The sequence below is a fragment of the Streptomyces sulphureus DSM 40104 genome (assembly GCF_000381025.1).
Taxonomy (GTDB): Bacteria; Actinomycetota; Actinomycetes; order Streptomycetales; family Streptomycetaceae; genus Streptomyces; species Streptomyces sulphureus.
In genome coordinates, this window is record NZ_KB905816.1 from 564,369 (window position 1) to 585,035 (window position 20,667).

Sequence of the window (20,667 nt, forward strand, 5' to 3'; positions counted from 1 at the left end):
TAAAAACTTAACCGAGTCTCATTTCTCTTGCTAGCCTTGGCCCCATGACCGACCAACCACCGGGCCTGCGCGCCCGCAAGAGGCAGCGCACCTACGCCGCCGTCTCCGACGCCGCCGTCTCCCTCTTCCTGAGCAAGGGGTTCGACGCCGTCTCGGTCACGGAGATCGCCGCGGCGGCCGGCGTCTCCAAGCCGACGCTCTTCCGGTACTTCCGCTCCAAGGAGGACATGGCGCTCTTCCGCTTCGCCGACCACGAGGACGAAGCGGCCCGCGTCGTGGCCTCCCGCGCCGCCGACACCTCCCCTCTCGACGCCCTCCTGAGCCACTTCCTCGACGGCCTCGCGGTGCGCGACCCGATCACGGGTCTCAGCGACGACCCCGAAGCCCTCGCATTCCATGCCCTCCTCAACGACACCCCGGCCCTCCTCGCCCGCCTCCACACCTACCTCGCCAGGGCCGAGACCGCCCTGGCCGCCGCGCTCGCCGGTCTTCCCCACACGTCGCAGGAGGCGGACCCGCCGCTCGGAGCCCGCCTGGCAGCGGCCCAGATCGCCGCCGTCCAGCGGACACTCGCCCTCGCCAACTCCCGTCGCATGGCACAGGGTTCGGCGGCGGCAGAGTGCGAGGAGGAGGCCGCCTCCGCCGCCGTCCACGCCTTCGGGCAGTTGCGTACGGGCCTCGCGGAGCTCCGGTGAGCCATCACGACACCACGGGAGGAGCCCCGGCTCCCCGCTCGCACACCGAGCCGGCCGACGACCAACTCGCGCTGGAGCGCACCCACGCCCGCAAGTGCCGCGCCGCCGCAGCGGCTGCCGCCTCCGCGGCGGCCCGCAGAGTCGACGAGGGGGCCGGCGTCCTGGCCGGCGAAGGCGTCTCCGGAGACGGCGCCGGCGCTGAAGCCCTCGGCAGGTATCTGCGCGGTCAGGCAAGGGACCTCGGCGAGGAGACGGGCGGCCCACCGTTCTTCGGCAGCCTCCACTACTTGGAGACGCCGCAGGCCGGCGAACACGCGGGAGAGCGCTACCACATCGGCCGCCGGCGCATCGCCGAGCACCCCGCGGCCGCACCGCTCGTCGTCGACTGGCGCGCCCCCGTCTCCCGCGCCTTCTACCAGGCCACCGCGCAGAAGCCGGCCGGTGTGCAGCGTCGCCGCAGATACGGCTGGAGGCCGGGAGCCCCGGGCGAGCCCGATTCCCTCACGGCGCTGGAGGACGAACTCCTCGGCGAGAGCGGGGAGTCGACGCCGGGCAGGCTCGTGGCGAAGGAACTGGAGCGTCCACGGGTCGGCCCCATGCGGGACATCGTGGCGACGATCCAGCCCGACCAGGACGACCTGGTCCGCGCCCCCCTCACCAAGTCCCTCTGCATCCAGGGAGCGCCGGGCACCGGGAAGACCGCCGTCGGCCTGCACCGCGCTGCGTACCTGCTCTTCGCGCACGCGAGCCGGTTGCACAGGGGCGGCCTGCTGGTCGTCGGGCCCAACCCCCGGTTCCTCGACTATATCGCCCAAGTCCTGCCCGCCCTGGGCGAGTCGGGCGTCAGCCAGCACACCGTCGCGGACCTCGTGGCACCCGAGGGGTTCGCCGGGCCGACGGCCGAGGAGGGTGCGGAGGCGGCACGCGTCAAGCACTCCCCTGCTTTCGCCGAGGTGCTCAGGCAGGCCGTCCACGCGCACCTGCGCCCTCCCACCGAGCCGCTCGCCGTACCGGACGGCGCGTACACCTGGCGGCTGCCGGCAGAGGAACTGCACCGGATCGTGACGGAGACGGCAGCGCGCGAGATGCCCTACGAGGCGGGGCGCGAGGCCGTCCGTACCGCGGTCTGTGCGGCCCTGCGCAGCCTGGCGGAACAGCGCACAGGTCCGCGGGGCACCGCCTGGCTACGGAGGATGGGCTCCTCGAAACCCGTCAAACGGCTGCTCGACGAGTGCTGGCCGAAGCTGCGGCCGCAGCGTCTCCTCGCCCGACTCCTCACGGACGAGGGCGAGTTGGCCGCGGCGGCCTCCGGGCACCTCTCGGCGGCCGAGCAGGGGGCGGTGCTGCGCAAGGGCGGTGGGAGGGGCCGTCCGGCGGACCGGTGGACGGCTGCCGACCTGCTGCTCCTCGACGAGCTCGAGGGCCTGCTGCACCGCTCGGAAACGAGCCTCGGACACCTGATCGTCGACGAGGCGCAGGACCTCTCGCCGATGGAGTGCCGCGCGCTGGCCCGACGCAGCAGGTTCGGCTCGCTCACCGTCCTCGGGGACCTCGCCCAGGGCACGACCCCCTGGGCGGCGCGGAGTTGGGAGGAGCAGCTCCTCCACCTCGGCGCACCGGGAGCGGACGTCGTGCCGCTGACGACGGGTTTCCGGGTGCCCGAGGCGCTCACCGCCGCGGCGAACGCGGTGCTCGCGACACTCGACGTACCGGTACCGCCCGCGCGTTCACTGCGCGGAAGCGGACGTCTGCGCGTGCGCCGCTCGGCGCGGCTCGCGGAGGCAGCGGTGGACGCGGTGCGCAGGGCGCTGACGAGCGACGGCTCGGTCGCTGTGATCGCGGCACCGGAGCGGCTCGCGGAGGTGCAACGCGCCCTGGCGGACGCGCAGTTGTCCGCCTCCCCCACAGGAGCGACGAGCACCGCGGTGCGGGTGACCGCCGTCGCGGCCGACTCCGCCAAGGGGCTGGAGTTCGACCACGTCGTGCTCGTCGAGCCCGCCGAGGTGCTGGCGGCGGACGCGCGGAGCGGAGGCCGACACCTGTACGTGGCGGTGACGCGCGCGGTCTCGGGACTGGAGCTGGTGCACCGGGCGCCGCTGCCCGAGTGCCTTGCACACGCCCGGAGTTGCCGAATCAGCACCGAGCGGGGACCGTTCCCGGGCGACTAGCGCCCGGTGGCGCCCGGCTCGGTCAACTCCCGCAGCCACGACGGCTCTTCGGCGATCTCCAGCAGAAGAACGAGTCTGGTCAGCGGGTGGTCCCAGGCCGGCTCGCCCGACTCGGGGAGAGCACCCGCAGCGAGGGTGCCTTCGGTGCTCGATGAGGTCACTGGGGCTCCTGTCGAAGTACGGAGGCTTCAGCTCCGTTGTGCTGCCGGAGCACGGGTCTGCACAACTGCGCGCGTCATTCTCCCGGTTGCGTACTTACTTCTGCAAGCACATCTGTACTTACAGATGCAAGAACGCTCCGCTGTGCCACAGTGTTGCCACGTCGGGAGGCCGGGCGTCCCCATCGTCCGTCCTCCGGCGTCGTTCCACCACGTCGCTGCACGACAGCACGAGAGCCAGGGAGACGAACATGCAGACGTACAACGGCATCCCGGCCACCCAACTCACCGACGCCGCCTGGCGGAAGAGCCGCCGGAGCAACCCGAACGGGAACTGCGTGGAGCTGGCCCCCTTGGAGGGCCGGTCGGAGGGCCGCCAGGTGGCGGTGCGCAACTCCCGCTACCCCTCGGGGCCCGCGTTGGTGTACCCCGCCGGCGAGCTCGCGGCTTTCCTCCGAGGAGCGAAGGACGGGGAGTTCGACGATCTCCTCCGGGCCGGCGCCTGACCGAAGGCGGTCGCCTGTGACCGCGGACGGCTGATCCACGGAACCGGGGAGGTACAAGGCTTACCTCCCCGGTACCGCCGAGGCAAGTCGGCTCGTGCCTCTGCCACATGCTGTGCGACAGTGGCAGAGGCACACGCAACGAACAGGTGTGTACCGCGACTTGGCACGGTGGCAGACTTCGTGGCCACCGGGCGATCCCCGGCGGCACGAGCCTCCGATCCGCAAGGCCGGCCCGGTCGGGGACGGAGCAGAGGTGGAGTCAGGAGAGCCGATGGCAGCAGAGCAGGAAAGGGACCTCACCGCAGCGGCCGGACGCCTCTCCGACCACCCAAGGGGCGGCCCCACCATCCTGCGGATCATCCTCGGCACCCAACTCCGCCGCCTCCGCGAGTCGTTGGGCATCTCGCGGGAGGCCGCAGGCGACGCCATCCGCGGCTCGCACGCCAAGATCAGCCGCCTCGAACTCGGCCGCGTCGGCTGCAAGCAGCGCGACGTCGAGGACCTGCTCACCTTCTACGGCGTGCGCGACGCCGCCACTCGTGAGCAGTACCTCGCGCTCGCCCGCCAGGCCGGCAGCCCCGGCTGGTGGCAGAAGTACAGCGACGTCATGTCGCCGTGGTTCGACCGCCTCATCGGGCTCGAAGAGGCGGCCTCGATCATCCGCATGTACGAAGTCCAGTTCGTCCCGGGGCTGTTGCAGACCCCGGAGTACGCGCACGCGGTGATCAGACTCGGCCATCCCAGAGCGGACGAGCACGAGATCGAGCGCCGCGTCGAGCTGCGGACGCAGCGCCAGTCGATCCTGGAGCGCGGCAGCGGCCCGAAGCTGTGGGCCGTCGTCGACGAGGCCGCGCTGCGGCGGCCCCCGGGCGATCCGAGGGTGCTGCGCGACCAGATCCGCCACCTGCTGGAGATCACGACGCAGACGGACGTCACCCTCCAGATCGCCCCCTTCCGGCTCGGCGGCCTCGCAGCCGCCGGCGGTCCGGTGACGATACTCAGGTTCACCGAGCCCGACCTGCCCGACATCGTCTATCTGGAACAGCTCACCTCGTCGCTCTACCTCGACAAGCGCGAGGAGGTGGAGAGCTACATGGCCGTCATGGACCGGCTCTGCGCCACCGCCGAACGCCCCGACAGGACGGCGCAGTTCCTGGAGCGGCTCCTCTCCGAGCTGACGTGACGCTCAGGGGATGCGCGCGACGCCCCCGTACTCGTACCACTCGTCGTAGTTCTCGCGCGGCGCCAACTCACCGTCCGGGCGCCAGTCGTTGATCCGGCCCAGACCCGGCTCCAGGATCTCCCACCCGTCGAAGTACCGTGCCACCTCGTGCTGTTGGCGCACCCGGCCCCAGTTGCCGCCCGTGCTGCGCTCCATGAAGTCGGTGACGAAGTCCCTTGTCCTCGCGGACTCGCTCACCAACTGGTTGATCACCACGAAGCTCCCCGACGGCAGCCGCTCGGCGACGCGTCGCACGAACCCGCCGGGGTCCGAGGAGTCCGGGATGCAGTGGAGCACCGAGATGAAGAGCGCCGCCACCGGCTGCTCCATGTCGATGAGGCGCGTCACCTCCGGGTGCGCGAGGACCGCGTCGGTGTCGCGCATGTCGGCCCGGACCACGCAGGTGCGGTCGTTCTCCTGGAGCAGCGCGCGGCCGTGCGCGAGGACGATGGGGTCGTTGTCGACGTAGACGACCCGGCACCCCGCGTCCACGTCCTGCGCCACCTGGTGCACGTTCTCCTGCGTCGGCAGCCCTGAGCCGTGGTCGAGGAACTGACGCACGCCGTACTCCTCCGCGAGGGCCCGCACGACCCGCTTGAGGAAGCGGCGGTTGTTCACAGCGAGTGGCCGGGTACTCGGCACGACCTTGTCGAGCTCGGCGACGGCCGCGCGGTCGACCGCGTAGTTGTCCTTGCCGCCGAGGTAGTGGTCGTACATCCGGGCCACGCTGGGGATGTTGACGTCCACCTCCGCCGTGGACTCCGTGACCTCGGAACTCTCCGGGTACTCCGGCATGCGCACCTCACTGTGCTCGCATCGGCTGTGATCGCCTGCCCGGGACCGGCCGTCCGAGGGAGCGCGACGGCGCTCAGCATGGCACGACGCACGCCCCGCGAACACGCCAAGTACACGCGAGGGCGCGGAAATTCACGATCGGCGGCGGAACGGCGCGCGGACGCGTACCGTTACCCGCGGTCGCCCCCTGCTGTCGGCTCCGGCGCCGAGTCGAGCTCGGCCCAGACGATGCGTCCGGCCCCGCCTCCCGCGACGACACCCCACTCGCAGGCGACGGCGCCCACGAGCTGCAACCCGCGCCCGCCGAGCTCGTCGACCCCCGGCCGGCGCAACTGCGGCGTGACCCGCTCGGTGCCCTCGTCCGCCACCTCTATCCGCAGCCGGTCGCCGCGGATCTGCAGACAGCACAGAACGCGTCCGCTGTCGGTGTGGACGACGGCATTGGTGAAGAACTCGGAGATCACCAACTGCGCCGTGTACCCGAGCTCCTCGGGGAGGCCCCAGCTCTCGACCCTCTCCTCCACGCACGCACGGGCGCGCGCCACCGCCTCGGTGCGCGCGGGCAGTTCGAAGCCCTCGCTGAGCACGGGCGCATCCGCCGTCGGGACGTCCTTCCCCGCGCCCCCGGCCTGCTGCGGCACGGGAGCGGGGAGCTCGGACTGCGTGAAGGCCACGGACTCTTCGCCTTCCGGCATACCTGGCGGTTACCTGACGGGGGTCGGACGGTAGTGGACCGGCGCGGGCTTCACACGCCCGGGCGCCGGCGGATCGCAGCCTCCCGCAAGCGGACAGGGCCGGCGGCCCTCCGGGCGTTGCGTGCGGTGCGGATACCGCAGCCTCATGAGCTGGGTCACGTATTTCACTATGCGTCGGTCTGTGACATATGGCAAGCGGAGTTCTGCAATTTGCAGAAACGCCTCCACAGCGTGGTCACGGCACTACGCGCATGCCAGACTCGACGCGGAGTCCGTCCGGTCCGCTCCCCGCCCTAGCCGGGAAGCGGGCGCCCTCACCAGCGAGGAGGAGCCTCTTGCCGGAACCGCGCTCCTCACCGACCGTGGGCCAGATCGTCCTCGGGCTACGGCTCAAGGAGCTGCGAGAGCGCGCCGGGCGCAGCTTTGACGACGCCGCCCGGGCCCTCCGGGTCAACGCCACCACCGTGCGCCGCATGGAGAAGGCGGAGGTCGGCCTCAAGGCGCCCTACGTCGAGAAGCTGCTGCGCATCTACGGCGTCGGCGCGGAAGCGACGGCCCGGTTCCTCGCCGAGGTGGACGAGGCCAACAAGCCCGGCTGGTGGCACGAGCTGCGCGACGTGCTGCCGAGCTGGTCGAGCCGGTACCTCGGGCTGGAGCAGGAGGCGAGCCTCATCCGCTCCTACGAACCGCACTGCGTGCCCGGACTGCTCCAGACGCCCGCGTACGCGCGTGCCCTGCTGCGCGCCTCACACCCGCACGCGGGGCCGAGCGAACTCGACCGGCGGGTGGAGCTGCGCATGCGCCGCCAGCGCCTGCTCGGAGCCGGAGGCGGGCAGCCGGCAGGCAGCGGCCCCCGCGTGTGGTCCGTCCTGGAGGAACAGGTGCTGCGGCGACGCGTCGGGGAGTCCGAGGTGATGCGCGGGCAGGTCGACCGCCTCGTCGAGGTCTGCACGTCGCTCCCGGAGGTGACCGTGCAGATCGTCCCCTTCTCCGCCGGTGCGCACCCCGCGATGTACGGACCCTTCCAACTCTTCCGGTTCGACATCCCCGAACTCCCCGACATCGTCTACACCGAGTCGCTCACCGGCGCCGCCTACCTCGACCAGCGGCGCGAGACGGCCGCCTACCTCGAGGCGCTCGACCGCCTCGGCGCCCTCGCCTCCCCGGCGGACGAGACGCCGTCGCTCCTCCGCGCTCTCCGACGCGACCTGTGAGGCGCCGGCCGGGGCTCAGCTCTCGTGGCCGCCCGCTGCCTCCCCTTCCGCGCACCGCAGTTGCTCGGCACCCACGGGTGCGCCCTCGACACTGCTGCGGTCGTGGACGACCTTGGCGACGGTCACGGGTCCCGAGCCGGGGAGCACCGTGAGCGTGCGGCCGTGGTCCTTGCGGGGGCGGAGTTCGGCGTCGGGGAGCGCGGTGGCGAGGACGTGGGCGTCCCGCTCGTAGTGCGGTGCGTAAACGATGACGGGGCGTCGAGCGCGTCCCGGCTCGCCCGTGCGCCGCTCGGCGACGGCGAAGCCGTCGTCGCGCAGGCCCGTCTCCAGCCGGTCCGCGCGGTCGCCGCTCCCCTCGACGCGCACCGGCACCTCGGACGGCGGCAGCGCGACCGGTGCGACCCCGGGCGGCGGCTGGATGCGCGGCTCCTCGCGGAGCGGGCGGTCCTCGCGCAGGGCCGCGAACATCGCGGCTGCCCGGGACCTGTCCCAGAGGAGCGAGGAGCCCCACTGCGGGGCGCGGTAGTCGAACTCGGCGATCGGTACCGTCGCGAACTCCGCGGCGTCGTCGGGGAGTTCGCGCAGCGCGCGACCGAGGGAGACGAGCCGGCCGAGGGAGAGGCTGCCGTCGGTGCGCACCGTCCCCGCGAGGGAGCGTGCGGCGTCGACGAGCGCGACGGGGTCGCCCGCGACGCGGTCCGAAGTGAGGTCGCCGAGCATCTCGGCGACGAGGCGCTGCTGGCGCCTGACACGGCCGAGGTCGCCGGAGGACGGCGGGACGTGGCGGGCGCGCACGTACCGGAGGGCCTGCTTCCCGTCGAGGCGGTGGCTGCCGGCTGCGAGGTCGAGGCCGGAGTTGGCGTCCTTGAGCGGCTTGTCTGTGCAGACGCGGGAGCCGCCGAGCCGGTCGACGGTCTCGGCGAAGCCGGTGAAGTCCGTCTCCAGGTAGTGGTCGATGTGGAGCCCGGTGGCGCGCTCCACGGTGCGGACGGTGAGCTCGGGACCGCCGTGCAGGTGCGCCGCGTTGATCTTTCCGTAGTGCTCGGTGAGGCCGCCCGAGGGGGCGTTCTGCGCATCCCTGCCGCCGTCGTCCTTCGCCTCGCCGCTCTCTTTGCGGACGCGCTCGGGCTCGACGTGCGGCGCGAACTGCACGTAGGAGTCGCGGGGGATGCTGACGACGCTGACCCGGCCGCGGTCGGCGGAGACCTGCACGAGCATCATCACGTCGGTGCAGTCGCACGCCTTGCCGCCCACGTGGAGGTCGTCCTTCTGCTCCTTGGTGAGGCCCGCGCGCTTGTCGAGGCCGGCGAGGAGGAAGGTGACGGGTTCGCTCGACGGCCCGGGCGCCCGCTCGGCCGCGAGCCCGCCGGGGGCCGCGTGGAGTCCGGCGGCCGTGGCGACGGCGAGGCCCGCCGCGAGGAGCGTACGGCGCCGGCGCGTGCGCCCGGGGGCTGAACGGCCGGTGGCAGAGGAGAGTTGGGCGTGTGCAGCGGTACGGGGTCTCGGGCGGTCCATCCTCGGTACACCTCCGCGGAACGATCGATTCCGCATGCTAGGCACGGGAGGACGCGGGGTGGTCAGCACCGCGCGTACCGGCGTGCGGACCGCTCACTCGCGCGGACGTGCGCCTCCGAGGGCCCGTCTCACTCCCCCTCCGGCTCCTCCCCGAGGTCCCTGCGCTCCAGCGGCCTCGTCGCCGGACCCTGGAGCACCTCGCCGCCGGTACCGAACCGCGAACCGTGGCACGGGCACTCCCAAGCGCTCTCCGCATCGTTGAACCTCACCAGGCACCCGAGGTGGGTGCAGCGCGGCGACAGCGCGCGGAGCTCCCCCTCCGGCGTGCGGTGCACGGCGCACCGGCGGCCGCCGATCCGCACGATCGCACCCGTGCCGGGAGCGACCTCCGCGACGGAGTCCACGTAGGAGGGACGGAGCCGATCCCCGACGTAGCTCCGCGCCACCGCCGACTTCCGCCGCAGCATCGCCGGCGCGTCCCCGGCCCGCGGCCCCGGGTCGTACAGACCGGCCCAACCCGGCAGCTCCTCCCCGAGCACGTGGGCCGCGAGCAACTGCCCGGCGAGCACGCCCCCGCTCATCCCCCAGCCGCCGAACCCCGTTGCGAGGTAGGAGTGGGGGGAGGCGGGATGGAAGCGCCCTATGTAGGGGAGGCCCTCGGTGGTCTCGATGTCCTGCGTCGCCCAGCGGTGCGCCAACCGCGCGGAGGGGAAGCGCTCGTACGTCCACGCGGCGAGGCGCTCGTACCGCGCGCTCACCGTCCCTATCCCGCGGATGCCGGGGAGGAAGCGCTCACCCGTGACGACGAGGAGCCGCTTGCCCGGCGTGAAGGGGTACGGCGCGGTCTGGACGGTGCGAGTGCCGCGCTCCGGGGTGGTGTACGTGCCCTGCGGGTCCTCCTCGGCGGGGAGGAGCGCGGAGAGCACGAGTTCGCGGCGGGGTGTCAGCCGGGAGGAGAGGAAGCCCCCGTCGAAGACGGGGTAGTGGGTGGCGACGACGACGTCGGCCGCGCGGACCTCGGCGCCGCACTCCGTGGTGAGGAGGACGGGGCCACCCGAATCGTCCAGGTCGAGGACGCGCGTGCGCTCCCGTATCAGCCCCCCGCGCGCGACCAGGTCGTCGGCGAGGGCGAGGAGGTACTTGCGCGGGTGGAACTGCGCCTGGTCCTCGACGCGCACGGCACCGCGCACGGGGAACGGGAGCCGGACGTCCGTGGTGAACGAGGCCGGGAGGCCCGCGGCGCGTGCCGCGTCGGCCTCCGCGCGCACCTCGTCGACGTGGTGCTCGGACTCCACGTACGTGTACGCCGGCACCCGCTCCAGCTCGCACTCGATCCCCAACTCCGCGACGATCGCGGCGAGATGCTCCACCGCTCCCCGTTGCGAGGCCGCGTAGAGCCGTGCGCTCTCCAGGCCGCGCGAGGCGGCGATCCTGGAGTAGTCGAGGCCGTGGAGGGCCGAGAGCTTTCCGCTGGTGTGCCCCGTGACACCCGCGGCGATGCGGTCGGCCTCCAGCACGACGACGGAGCATCCGGCTCGGGCGAGCTCCCACGCGACGGAGAGGCCGGCGACGCCGCCGCCGACCACCGCCACGTCCGCTTCGATCGACTCCCCCGGTAACAGCGCGGGGTAGGGGGAACGCGCGGCGGAGAGCATCCAGTAGGACTCGTATCCGACGGGCAGCGTGGTCACAGTCGTCTCCCTCGGGTCCGGACGGACCCTCGCCTCGGCCTCGTCCCCCTCTCCCCCGCTCCCGCCGCAGCGGCGCTCGGCGCCGACTCGGCTGCCCACGGCGGAAGTTCGCCGTCCGGCCCCCGAGGTTTCGTTCCCCGCTGCCGCGCGCTCACCCGTGCTCCGCGGAGGAATTGTGAAGAAGACGACGGACGGGAGGAGGCGGGCACGCTGCCGTCGTCGATTCGCGCGAATCCGCCCGCGGAGCGCGTACGCGGCGCTACGGTGTGTGCCCAACGGGGAGCGGAAGCAGTGTGGGGCGACGCTACCGGGAGGGGACGAGAATGGGCGGAGAGATCCGCGAGGAGCAGTATCCGACGCCGGCGAAACATCTGGACGAGCTTCTGGAGCGTGCGCTCAACCCCTTCGAGGTGCCGGAAGACACGCTCGCCGTGCTGCGCGGATCGCTGCTCCACCGCGCCGAGTTGCACAGCTGGCGCCACCGCACTTCCCCGCCGCCCAGGCTGCGCTGCTGCAGCTACCGCCACTCCTTCCTCCTTCGCGACGGCGGCACCGAGACGCTCTGGGAGCTGTGCCACGAGTCGGGCGAGGGCACCGAAGCCACGGGCGTGCAGTACGAGGTCTACTGCGACGAACCCCAACTCCGCACCGCCGAGGCCCGGTTGCACGGCACGGACGGCGGGGTGCCGCCGCCGGCGGGCGAGTCGGTGCAACCTCGCACGGAGCTCCGTCCCGTACGGCGTGAGGGGTACGCACGCGAGGGCTCGTCGGAGCATGCGCGGCGGCTGCTGCGTCGCGCGGAGAACCCGGACAGCCCGGGCGAGGAGCTCCTCGACGCGCTCTCCGCAGCGCGCGGGCACCGCATCGCGCACGTGCCGCGGCCGCTCCACGGCCCCTCGGCCTGCCAGGTGTGGTGCTCCCTCTACGAGCACGCCTTCCTGCTCGCCGACGGAAGCGAGGTGCGCCTCTACGAGTTGGAGCACAACCTCTCCCACTCGGGGCACCTCGTCTGCGAGGTCTACCTGGAGGAGGCCGTGGCCGACCGCGCGGCGCACCGCAGGGCGCGCGAGCGGGGCATCGAGCTGTGACCCGTGCGTACGGTCGCGCGCGTACGGACGGCCCGCGGACGGAGGCGGAGCGCGGCCGCCCCCGTGCAACCGTGTCACCCCCCGTGACCCCCGCTGACCCCTTGTGACCCCCGAAGCGGCGCCCTATGGTGGCTCCGCTCGGCAACTCCCGTCCGCGGCACCGCCGATCAACGGAGGCACCGTCCATGTCCGCTCGGCCCAACCGGCCCGCTCCGCCCGAGCCTGCCGCCCGCGGGCGCCACCGCAGGCAGCGGCCGAGCGCCGCTTCCCGCACCTCGCTGCGGCTCACCGTGGGCGGTGCAGGGCTCGCGATCCCGCTCGCGGGCGCACAGTTGGCACACGCGGCGCCGCAGGACGTCTGGAACAAGGTGGCCGCCTGCGAGAGCAGCGGCAACTGGTCGGTCAACACGGGCAACGGCTACTACGGCGGCCTCCAGTTCACCCAGAGCACCTGGGAGGCGTACGGCGGGGGCGCGTACGCCGCCCGTGCCGACCTGGCGAGCAAGGACCAGCAGATCGCGGTCGCCGAGAAGGTGCTGCGCGGCCAGGGCGCCGGCGCCTGGCCCAACTGCGGCCCGAACTCCGGGCTGTCGCGAGCGGCGGCCGAGCCGCGCGTGCAGCAGGCGAGGGCGGACGAGGCCGTGGCCCAGGCGAGCCAGGCGAAGGCGGCCAAGGCGGAGAGCGAGAAGGCCGAGACCGAAAAGGCGGAGGCGGCCAGGGCGAAGGCGGCCAAGGCCGAGCGGGCGAAGGCGGATCGCTCGAAGAAGCAGACCAAGTACGAGGTGGTGGGCGGCGACACGCTCTCCTCCATCGCGGAGTCGCATCGCGTCAAGGACGGTTGGCAGGGCCTCTACTCCCGCAACCGCAGCACTGTCGGCGGCGACCCGGATCTCATCCTGCCCGGACAGGAGTTGCGGCTCGCCGGAGCCAAGGAGAAGGCCCAGCAGGGCAGTTCGGACGCCGCTCGCAAGCCGGCCGAGAGCGAGGCACGGGCAGCGCGGCAGGCCGCGGCGGAGCGGGAAGCCGCGAAGAAGGCCGCAGCCGAGAAGGCGGAGCAGGCGAAGGCCGAAAAGGCAGAGGCCGAGCGCGAGAAGGCCCGCAAGGCCGAGGCGGCCAAGGCGAGGGCGGAGAAGGCGAAAGCCGAAAAGGCAAAGGCGGAGAAGGAGAAGGCGGAGAAGGCCAAGGCGGAGAAGGCCAAGGCCGCTCGCGCGAAGAGCTCCTCAGTGATCGCCCCGGTGAGCGGGGTCTCGCCGACGACGGGCTACCGCGCCTCCGGGAGCAGTTGGTCCTCGGGGCAGCACACAGGCGTCGACTTCCCCGTCGGCACGGGGACGACCGTGAAGGCGGTCTCGGCAGGCAAGGTCGTCTCGGCCGGCTGGGGCGACGCCTACGGCTACGAGGTCGTCGTCCGTCATTCCGACGGCAAGTACAGTCAGTACGCGCACCTTTCAGCGATATCCGTCCGCGCGGGCCAGAGCGTCGACACCGGCCAGCGCGTCGGCCGTTCCGGCGCCACGGGCAACGTCACGGGCCCGCACCTGCACTTCGAGGTGCGCACGGGCCCCGGCTACGGCTCCGACATCGACCCGCTGGCATACCTCAGAGGGCGCGGCGTGCGCATCTGAACGCACACCGCGCAATGCACCCTCGGCCGGGGCCCGTTCAGCGCTCCGGCCTCTCCCGTCCGGGCTCGCGCCCCGTGCGCCGACGTACCGTCACCACGAGCAGGTCCACGAGCGCCAGTACGGCGAGCACGGTGCAGGCGACCGCGAGGACCCGCAGGGAGCCTTCGGTCGGCACCGAGTGAGGACCGCTGTTGACCGTCCAGAGCCACAGCAGTGCGGCCCCGGCGGCGAAGATCGGAGCGAAGACGGACGAGAGCAGCATCCGCAGCTTGAGCGGGCTGCGCGCCGTCACCGGCTCGGTGCCGCTGCGCTGCCGTATCCAGGAATGGGGGGCTCGGTGCGCCCCCGAGGGGGTGTGCGTCATGTCGGCCACCGCCTTTCGACGCGTACGTGGGAAGCGGCACCGGGCAGCTCCCGGCTGCTCCCCTCCTGTCAGTGTGCCTCGTTCGTGCCGTCTGTACCGCGTTCGTGCTGATTGCCGAAGAAGCGCCGACGGCTCTTGCACACCGTGCTCCGGACGTCACCGCACGTGGTCAGTGCCGGTACGGCGATCGCGAGGGACCGGCGGCGGATCTGCCGGCGGTACGCTGCCGCTGGGCGCGCTCCCGCGGGCAGGACGCATACCGTACTCTCGTACGGCGCAAGGGCGTTGGCGCGATTCCGCGGTGGACGAGTACGCGGTGGCGGGCAGGACGGGAGAGCACATGCCGGAGGCATACGACCCCCTCGTCTCCGCCCCGGCCGTCGAGATCAAGCCGCTGATCCGCCGATTCCTTCCGCGCTGCACGGCGGGGTCATTAGCCTCATGCCCCGTGGCCGGGAACCTGCAGAGCTGAGCGAGCTGGAGACCTTGCGATGGATCGTCCCGTCTGGGCCCCTCAGGGCATCGACCTCGACGTGCCCAGCGTCTCCCGGATGTACGACTACTACCTGGGCGGCTCGCACAACTTCGAGGTCGACCGGGAGGCCGCACGCCGGGCGATCGAGGCGTGGCCGGGCCTGCCGAAGATCATGCAGACCAACCGCGCCTTCATGCGGCGGGCCATCCGCTTCGCCCTCTCCGAAGGCGTCACCCAGTTCCTCGACATCGGCTCCGGCATCCCGACCTTCGGCAACGTCCACGAGGTGGCCCAGGCCGCCGAGCCCGCAAGCCGGGTCGTCTACGTCGACAACGACCCGGTCGCGGTGGCCCACAGCGAGGCCGTCCTCGCCGGCAACGACCACGCCGGCATCGTCTCGGCCGACTTCCGCTCCCCGTCCGACGTGCTCCGCAGCGACGAGGCGGAGCGCCTGCTCGACCTGGAGCGCCCGGTGGCCCTGATGGTCGTGGCGCTCCTGCACTTCGTCGAGGACCGCGACGAACCCGACAAGGCACTGGCGGCCTTCTTCGACCAACTCGCCCCGGGGAGCCTGCTGGTCATCAGCCACGGCTGCTTGGAAGGCGCGCCCGCACGCGATCGCGGAGACCGCCTGCAGAAGGTGTACGAGGAGGCGAGCTCTCCGCTGGTCATCCGCAGCAAGGCGCAGATCCTCCGCTTCTTCGACGGCTGGGAGCTCGTCGAGCCCGGGCTGGTGTCACTGCCGCACTGGCGGCCGGACAGCCCGCCCGAATGGGAGGACTCGGCAGTCTTCACCGGCTATGCGGGCGTCGGCCGAAAGGTGGGGCATCTCGGGTGACGCACTCACAGAACGACCACGCCCCCGCCGTGTTCGAGGACGACGACGGCCTCCGCCGTTTCGCCACCGTCTGGGCCCGCGTCGTCTACCAGGCCACGCAGACCTCCATGACGAGGCACGAGTTCGAGGAGTTCCTCCACCCGCTGGCGACCCGGCTCAACGACGCGCTGCACGCACAGCCGTTCAGCGCCCTCCCCGGCTACGAGGTGGGCGAGACGCTCGTGGCGGGCCACTGCACGAGCCCCGAGGCGCTTCCGCAGATCCTCGGCGTCCTCGACTCCTACCTCGTGCTCTACGGCGGCGGCCCCGGCGACCTCGACATCGACGAGGCCCGCTCGCGCTGCGCGCGCCTCCAGCACACGGTGGCCGCCGGCTTCTCCCGTTCGCTGCGCGAGCGCACCAGGTCGGAGCAGGAGTCCCTCTCCCGTGCGGCGTTGGCCGCGCAGACGGCCGTCGAGGAGGCGCTGCACGCGAGCGAGACGCGGTTCCGCACCGTCTTCAAGGACGCCACGATAGGGATCAGCATCGCGGACATGGACGGCCGGATACGGGACGCCAACGGCGCCCTCGCCCGCATGTTCGGCCGCTCCGAGGACGAGATGCGCCGTCGGAACGTCAACGAGCTCGTCCACCCGGACGACGCCCCCGAGGTCTGGCGCCTCCACCGCGAACTCGTCCGCGGCGAGCGCGACCACTACCGCGTCGAGAAGCCGTACCACCGCCCCGACGGCACCGTGCTGTGGACCAACCTCACGGTCTCACTGCTCCGCGACGCCGAGGGCGAGCCGCGCTACCAGCTCTCGCTGATGGAGGACATCACCGAACGCCGCCTGCTCCACCTGCGGTTGCGGTACGAGGCGACGCACGACGAGCTCACGGGGCTCCCCAACCGCACCCTCTTCGCCGAACGTTTGGAGCGGGTCCTCGGCTCCTCCGAAGAGGAGCGCCGCTTCGGCCTCTGCTACCTCGACATCGACGGCTTCAAGGCCGTCAACGACAGCCTGGGCCACGCCGTCGGCGATCAGTTGCTCGTCTCGGTGGCCGAGCGCCTCCAGTCCTGCACGCCGGGCCCCGACCACCTCGTGGCGCGGATCGGCGGCGACGAGTTCGTGGTGCTGATCTCCGACCCGAGCGGCCGCGAGGAGGTCACCGAACTGGCGCGGCAGGCGCTCGCCGCGCTCGCCACACCGATCTCGGTGGACGGCAGGGAGCTCTCCGTCCGCGCGAGCATCGGCATCGTGGAGGGACGGGCGGGCGACCTCGACCCGGCCGAGGTGCTCCGCAGCGCCGACATCACGATGTACCGCGCCAAGGATGCGGGCGGGAACCGGTACGAGTTCGCCGACCCCGACTCCGACGCGCGCGCCATCGACCGGCACAGCCTCACCAACCACCTGCCGGCAGCGCTGGAGCGGGACGAGTTCTTCCTCGAGTACCAGCCGCTCATCCGGATGTCCGACGGCCGGGTCGACGGCGCGGAGGCGCTGGTGCGCTGGGAGCACCCGGTGCACGGCAGGCTCGGCCCCGACCGCTTCATCCCGCTCGCCGAACACACCGGCCTCATCGTCCCGTTGGGGCGATGGGTGCTGGAGCAGGCCGTCGCGCAGGCGTGCGGCTGGCGGGACCGTGCGGGCGCGGGCGACCAGCCGTTGCGGGTCAACGTCAACCTCTCGCCGCGGCAGCTCCACCACCCGGACCTGGTGCCCGACACGATCGCCGTGCTGGAGAGCGCCGGGGTGCCGCCGTCCTCGCTCTGCCTGGAGGTCACCGAGTCGGCGCTGATCGGGGCCGACGAGGACGAGCTGAAGCCGTTGCGCCAACTCGCCGAGCTGGGCGTGGAGATCGCCCTCGACGACTTCGGCACGGGCTACTCCAACCTCGCCAACCTCCGCCGCCTCCCCGCGACCACCCTCAAGCTCGACCGCTCCTTCACCCAGGGCCTCCAGCGCCACCCGGCCGACCCGGTCGACGTCACCTTCGTCGAGGGGATCGTCTCGCTCGCGCATGCGCTGGGGCTCGCGGTGACGGTGGAGGGCGTCGAGACGGAGCACCAGGCCCAGCGGCTGCGGGAGTTGGGGTGCGACACCGCGCAGGGCTGGTTCTACGCCCGCCCCGTCGCCGCCGACGACTTCGTACGGGGCTGGACCGCCTCGGCGTGAGGCGGCGGCTCGCTCAGGCGTGCGCGTCGAGCCAGCCCAGGAGGTCGTGCTGCACCTCGTCGCGGTGGGTCTCGTTGAGGATTTCGTGGCGTGCGCCGGGGTACGCGTGCCAGCTCAACTCCCTGATGCCGCGGTAACGGAAGTCCTCCAGCAGCTCGTAGACGAGCGTCATCGACTGGTGGCAGGGGTCCTCCTCGCCGACCGCGACGTGGACGGGCAGCTCGCGCGGGATGCGCCCGAGCTGCTCCGGGTCGTTGATCTTGCGGACGCCGAGGACCCAGTCGAGCGAGAGGCGGGCCGAGAAGGGGAAGCCGCACGCCTCGTCGGCGACGTAGGCGTCCACCTCGGACTCGTCGCGGGAGAGCCACTCGTACCCCGTGCGGTGGGGGTAGGGGCCGTTGAAGGACGAGAAGAGTTCGGGCACGAACTGCGAGACGGCGTCGGGACCCCCGCGCTCCACCTCCCCCTGGAGCCGTGCCAGGTCCCGCTCGGCCTCGCTTCCCGGCAGCGAGCGGAACGTACCGGAGAGGAGGAGGCCGGCGAGTCCGGCACCGTACTCCTGCGCGTAGTCGCGTGCGAGCTGGGAGCCGAGGCTGTGTCCGAGGAGGAAGTGGGGTGTGCCGGCGGGGAGTTGGGCGAGCGCCTGCTCCCCCACCGTTCTCAGGTCGCCGACGGTCGCCCGCCAGCCCTCGGTGCCCACCGCGCCGTAGCCGCCCGTCTCGGCCGCCGTCCGGCCGTGTCCGCGGTTGTCGGAGGCGACGACCGCGTACCCGTGGCCGGTGAGGAATCGTGCGAACCGGCCGTAGCGTGCGGCGTGTTCGGCGGCCCCGTGGGCGATCTGCACGAGAGCCCGCGGCGGTCCCTGCGGCAGCCACCGGTAGGTCGCGACGCGGACCCCGTCCACCGCCCGTGTGTACACCTGCTCCTCGCTCACGGCGCCTCCGTCACCGCGCGCGACCCGGCGCGCGCTCGCCAGCGGGCCGCCCCGAGGTCCTCGCGCCGGGCCGGCGACCCTTGCAGCCCGGGCACCCGTTGACGTGCTTCCTGGCCTGAAGTCCAGAAGGCCCGACCTGCGTTGTCCGCAGCCGGGCCAGCTCGGCCGACGTCGCGTACGGCAGACCCACCGCGTGCGGGCACAGGCGATCGTTCCGCACCACGCGGACGCACCCGAACGCACTGGCCGGCCAGCAACGCCGTGCGGCATCCGGGCAGACCCGGTAGTCGTAGCGACGCTGCACGACCGAAATCCTACTGGGATCGGTCTCATGGGTGGGAAGAACGACTACAGAGGGGAAGACGCCGTTCCGGCGATGCAGAGCAGCCGCGACGTCCATGCACTCGCGGATGACCCGCCCGGTGGCGTCGGAAGCGGAGGACCAAATCCCTCGTGCGTCGCCAACCGGTAGGCGCGGCAGGCCATTTCGGAGGAGAGCTGTGCAGGTCGCACGCCGTCCCTCCCGCGGACGGGCGTACTCGGTGAGCCCGTCGCCGACGCTTTTACGGCAACCGCTCCACGAGCGCGCCCGCACACCGGTCGCGGTAGTTCCCCTGCGGCTCGCGCCGCTCCGGTACGCGCAGGGAGCAGTAACCGACGGTCCTGCTCGGTCCGATCCCCCTCGCCCCTCGGCGAGGCGCCGCAACTTCGCTCGCACATCCGGGATTCGACGGTGTAGCTCATTCCGGGGAGCGCACCCGCGGACACGCGCACCGGCGCGCAGGCTCCACGCAACAGGTCACGGTCGTGCGCCGTGGAGCGGTACGGCAGGGCGTGCTTCCACGTACGGGGCCCGCCGCCGAGGCGTCCCCGCCCCTCTCCGTCCGACCTCTCCCCCCGGAGAAGAAGGCCCGCACCGGCGCCTCCCGGCGCCCACGGCACCCCGCCGACGGACGCACCGCACCCGCCTCCTCCCGCTCGGCAGCTCCACGCGCCCCTCTCAACACCCTCGGCAGGCGGCAGAGTTCTCCTGTACGCACGGTGATTCGGTCGTGTCACTGGGTAATGCTGTCCGGGGTACCGAGCGACCCGAGAACGCTCGGTGCCCACGGCCGGACCGCCGACCGGGCGAAGGGCCGGCACGCACGCACGCCGCTCCGCGGCCGTTGCGCGGGGGCCGGACCCCGCACGCTCCGCGGCCCCGGCCGGCTGTGCGTCACCGCGCACGGCGGCGACGGCCACGCGGCCGGCGCCCCGTCCGCGAACCGGAAGGAAAAGGGGAGGGAAGATGGACGGTCCCCACGCAGCCGACCACGAGCACCCACGACTGCGCCGACTGCGAGCCGAGGTGCAGGAGTTCGCGGAGACGCAGGTGAGGCCCCTGATACCGAGCATGGAGGCGGCACGGACGGTCGCGTACGAGCTCTCCCGCACCATCGCGAAGCGCGGCTGGATCGGCGCGACCGTCCCCAGGGCCTACGGCGGAATGGGCGCAGGGCACGTGGCGAAATCCGTGATCATCGAGGAACTCTCGCGGGTCAGCGGCGCGATGGGGGCGATGGTCCAGGCGTCCCAGTTGGGCGTGGCGAAGATCCTGCACTTCGGGGACGAGGTGCAGAAGAAGACCTGGCTTCCCTCGGTCGCCTCCGGCGAATGCCTGCCGACGATCGCCGTCACCGAGCCGGGCAGCGGCGGCCACGTCCTCGGCATGACGAGCACGGCCGTGCGCGAGGGGGACGAGTACGTCCTCAACGGCCGGAAGGTGTACGTCGGGAACAGCCACGTCGGCGACGTGCACGGGGTGGTGGCGCGGACCGGCCCCGGCTCCCGCGGGCTCACCACCTTCCTCGTCGAGTCCGACCGGCCGGGCGTGCACCTCCTCCCCGAGGTGCCTTCGATGGGGCTGCACGGCTTCAGCTTCGGGGAGCTCCGCTTCGACGACTGCCGCGTCCCCGCCGCCAACCGGCTCGGCGCGGAGGGCGACGGACTCTCCGTCGCGTACTCCTCCAGCGTGCTCTACGGACGGGCCAACCTCTCGGCGGTCGCCCTCGGCATCCACCGGGCGCTGCTGGAGGAGACCACCGCCTTCTGCGTACGGCGCCGCCGGTACGACGCACCGCTCGCCGAACTCGGCAGCATCAAGCTGAAGTTGGGGCGGATGCAGTCCCGCGTCATGACGGCGCGGCTCGCGGCCTACCACGCCGTCGAGCTGCTCGACCGCGGCGTACCGTGCGACGAGGAGCTGATCAACGCCAAGCTCGTCAACGTCGAGTCCCTCCTCGACTCGGCGCGCGCCGCGATGGAGATCCACGCCGCCTGCGGCCTCTTCACCGACCGCCCCATCGAGCGCTACCTCCGGGACGCGCACCACGTCTCGGCCCCCGCGGGCACCTCCGACGTCCAACTGCTGCGGTTGGGGGAGGTGGCACTCGGCAGCGACAAGGGCTCGTGGTCGGCCCGGCTCGGTGAGGCCGTACGCGGCGATCCGCTCGTGACGGCCTGACGGCCCGACGGCCCGACACCGC

The 20,667-nt window shown here is 72.4% G+C and carries 17 protein-coding genes; 10 read left to right on the forward strand and 7 right to left on the reverse strand.

Annotated features, from left to right (window positions below; genetic code table 11):
* The first annotated feature begins 44 nt into the window (after window positions 1-44).
* Together F603_RS0114455 and F603_RS0114460 are read left to right on the forward strand one after the other, a co-directional pair.
* Complete coding sequence (locus F603_RS0114455; RefSeq protein ID WP_019546724.1) at window positions 45-695, forward strand: TetR/AcrR family transcriptional regulator; 651 nt, start codon at window positions 45-47, stop codon at window positions 693-695.
* Window positions 692-2,863 (forward strand): HelD family protein, encoded by a 2,172-nt coding sequence (locus F603_RS0114460; protein WP_019546725.1) that lies wholly within the window; start codon window positions 692-694, stop codon window positions 2,861-2,863. The genes F603_RS0114455 and F603_RS0114460 overlap by 4 nt, the downstream gene beginning before the upstream one ends.
* Here the strand turns inward: F603_RS0114460 and F603_RS35380 are convergent.
* The gene (locus tag F603_RS35380) at window positions 2,860-3,024 is read right to left on the reverse strand and encodes a hypothetical protein (protein WP_019546726.1); all 165 of its coding nucleotides are present in this window, start codon (window positions 3,022-3,024) and stop codon (window positions 2,860-2,862) included. The genes F603_RS0114460 and F603_RS35380 overlap by 4 nt on opposite strands.
* Before the next feature lie 248 nt (window positions 3,025-3,272).
* On the opposite strand from F603_RS35380, the gene F603_RS0114470 reads away from it, so the two are divergent.
* The gene (locus tag F603_RS0114470) at window positions 3,273-3,527 is read left to right on the forward strand and encodes a DUF397 domain-containing protein (protein ID WP_019546727.1); all 255 of its coding nucleotides are present in this window, start codon (window positions 3,273-3,275) and stop codon (window positions 3,525-3,527) included.
* Between the two features lie 271 nt (window positions 3,528-3,798).
* Window positions 3,799-4,710, forward strand: a complete 912-nt coding sequence (locus tag F603_RS0114475) for a helix-turn-helix domain-containing protein (RefSeq protein WP_019546728.1) — start codon at window positions 3,799-3,801, stop codon at window positions 4,708-4,710.
* A gap of 3 nt (window positions 4,711-4,713) precedes the next feature.
* Here the strand turns inward: F603_RS0114475 and F603_RS0114480 are convergent, their stop codons facing one another.
* Window positions 4,714-5,544 (reverse strand): SAM-dependent methyltransferase, encoded by an 831-nt coding sequence (locus tag F603_RS0114480; RefSeq protein WP_019546729.1) that lies wholly within the window; start codon window positions 5,542-5,544, stop codon window positions 4,714-4,716.
* 170 nt (window positions 5,545-5,714) lie between these two features.
* Window positions 5,715-6,239 carry an ATP-binding protein gene (locus F603_RS0114485; RefSeq protein WP_019546730.1) on the reverse strand — a complete coding sequence of 175 codons (525 nt, stop codon included), beginning with the start codon at window positions 6,237-6,239 and terminating at the stop codon, window positions 5,715-5,717.
* A gap of 335 nt (window positions 6,240-6,574) precedes the next feature.
* Between F603_RS0114485 and F603_RS0114490 the strand changes: the two genes are divergently transcribed.
* Window positions 6,575-7,453 (forward strand): helix-turn-helix domain-containing protein, encoded by an 879-nt coding sequence (locus F603_RS0114490; RefSeq protein ID WP_019546731.1) that lies wholly within the window; start codon window positions 6,575-6,577, stop codon window positions 7,451-7,453.
* Window positions 7,454-7,468: 15 nt separating this feature from the next.
* Here F603_RS0114490 and F603_RS0114495 read toward each other — a convergent pair whose 3' ends face one another.
* Together F603_RS0114495 and F603_RS0114500 are read right to left on the reverse strand one after the other, a co-directional pair.
* Window positions 7,469-8,968 (reverse strand): LCP family protein, encoded by a 1,500-nt coding sequence (locus F603_RS0114495; protein WP_019546732.1) that lies wholly within the window; start codon window positions 8,966-8,968, stop codon window positions 7,469-7,471.
* A gap of 128 nt (window positions 8,969-9,096) precedes the next feature.
* The gene (locus F603_RS0114500) at window positions 9,097-10,659 is read right to left on the reverse strand and encodes an FAD-dependent oxidoreductase (RefSeq protein ID WP_019546733.1); all 1,563 of its coding nucleotides are present in this window, start codon (window positions 10,657-10,659) and stop codon (window positions 9,097-9,099) included.
* 323 nt (window positions 10,660-10,982) lie between these two features.
* On the opposite strand from F603_RS0114500, the gene F603_RS0114505 reads away from it, so the two are divergent.
* Together F603_RS0114505 and F603_RS0114510 are read left to right on the forward strand one after the other, a co-directional pair.
* Window positions 10,983-11,747 carry a DUF6227 family protein gene (locus F603_RS0114505; protein ID WP_019546734.1) on the forward strand — a complete coding sequence of 255 codons (765 nt, stop codon included), beginning with the start codon at window positions 10,983-10,985 and terminating at the stop codon, window positions 11,745-11,747.
* Between the two features lie 185 nt (window positions 11,748-11,932).
* Complete coding sequence (locus F603_RS0114510) at window positions 11,933-13,372, forward strand: transglycosylase family protein (protein ID WP_019546735.1); 1,440 nt, start codon at window positions 11,933-11,935, stop codon at window positions 13,370-13,372.
* A gap of 37 nt (window positions 13,373-13,409) precedes the next feature.
* Here F603_RS0114510 and F603_RS0114515 read toward each other — a convergent pair whose 3' ends face one another.
* Window positions 13,410-13,736 (reverse strand): DUF6343 family protein, encoded by a 327-nt coding sequence (locus F603_RS0114515; RefSeq protein ID WP_037956091.1) that lies wholly within the window; start codon window positions 13,734-13,736, stop codon window positions 13,410-13,412.
* A 491-nt stretch (window positions 13,737-14,227) separates the two neighbouring features.
* Between F603_RS0114515 and F603_RS0114525 the strand changes: the two genes are divergently transcribed.
* Together F603_RS0114525 and F603_RS0114530 are read left to right on the forward strand one after the other, a co-directional pair.
* Window positions 14,228-15,049: an SAM-dependent methyltransferase gene (locus F603_RS0114525; protein ID WP_019546738.1), complete on the forward strand. Its 822-nt coding sequence runs from the start codon at window positions 14,228-14,230 to the stop codon at window positions 15,047-15,049.
* A complete protein-coding gene (locus F603_RS0114530) occupies window positions 15,046-17,208 on the forward strand; it encodes a putative bifunctional diguanylate cyclase/phosphodiesterase (protein WP_026328421.1) in 2,163 nt (720 codons plus the stop codon). Before F603_RS0114525 ends, F603_RS0114530 begins: the two co-directional genes overlap by 4 nt.
* A 13-nt stretch (window positions 17,209-17,221) precedes the next feature.
* On the opposite strand, the gene F603_RS0114535 is transcribed toward F603_RS0114530, so the two are convergent.
* A complete protein-coding gene (locus F603_RS0114535; RefSeq protein ID WP_019546739.1) occupies window positions 17,222-18,142 on the reverse strand; it encodes an alpha/beta hydrolase in 921 nt (306 codons plus the stop codon).
* 1,288 nt (window positions 18,143-19,430) lie between these two features.
* Between F603_RS0114535 and F603_RS0114540 the strand changes: the two genes are divergently transcribed.
* Window positions 19,431-20,645 carry an acyl-CoA dehydrogenase family protein gene (locus F603_RS0114540; RefSeq protein ID WP_019546740.1) on the forward strand — a complete coding sequence of 405 codons (1,215 nt, stop codon included), beginning with the start codon at window positions 19,431-19,433 and terminating at the stop codon, window positions 20,643-20,645.
* Window positions 20,646-20,667 lie beyond the last annotated feature (22 nt).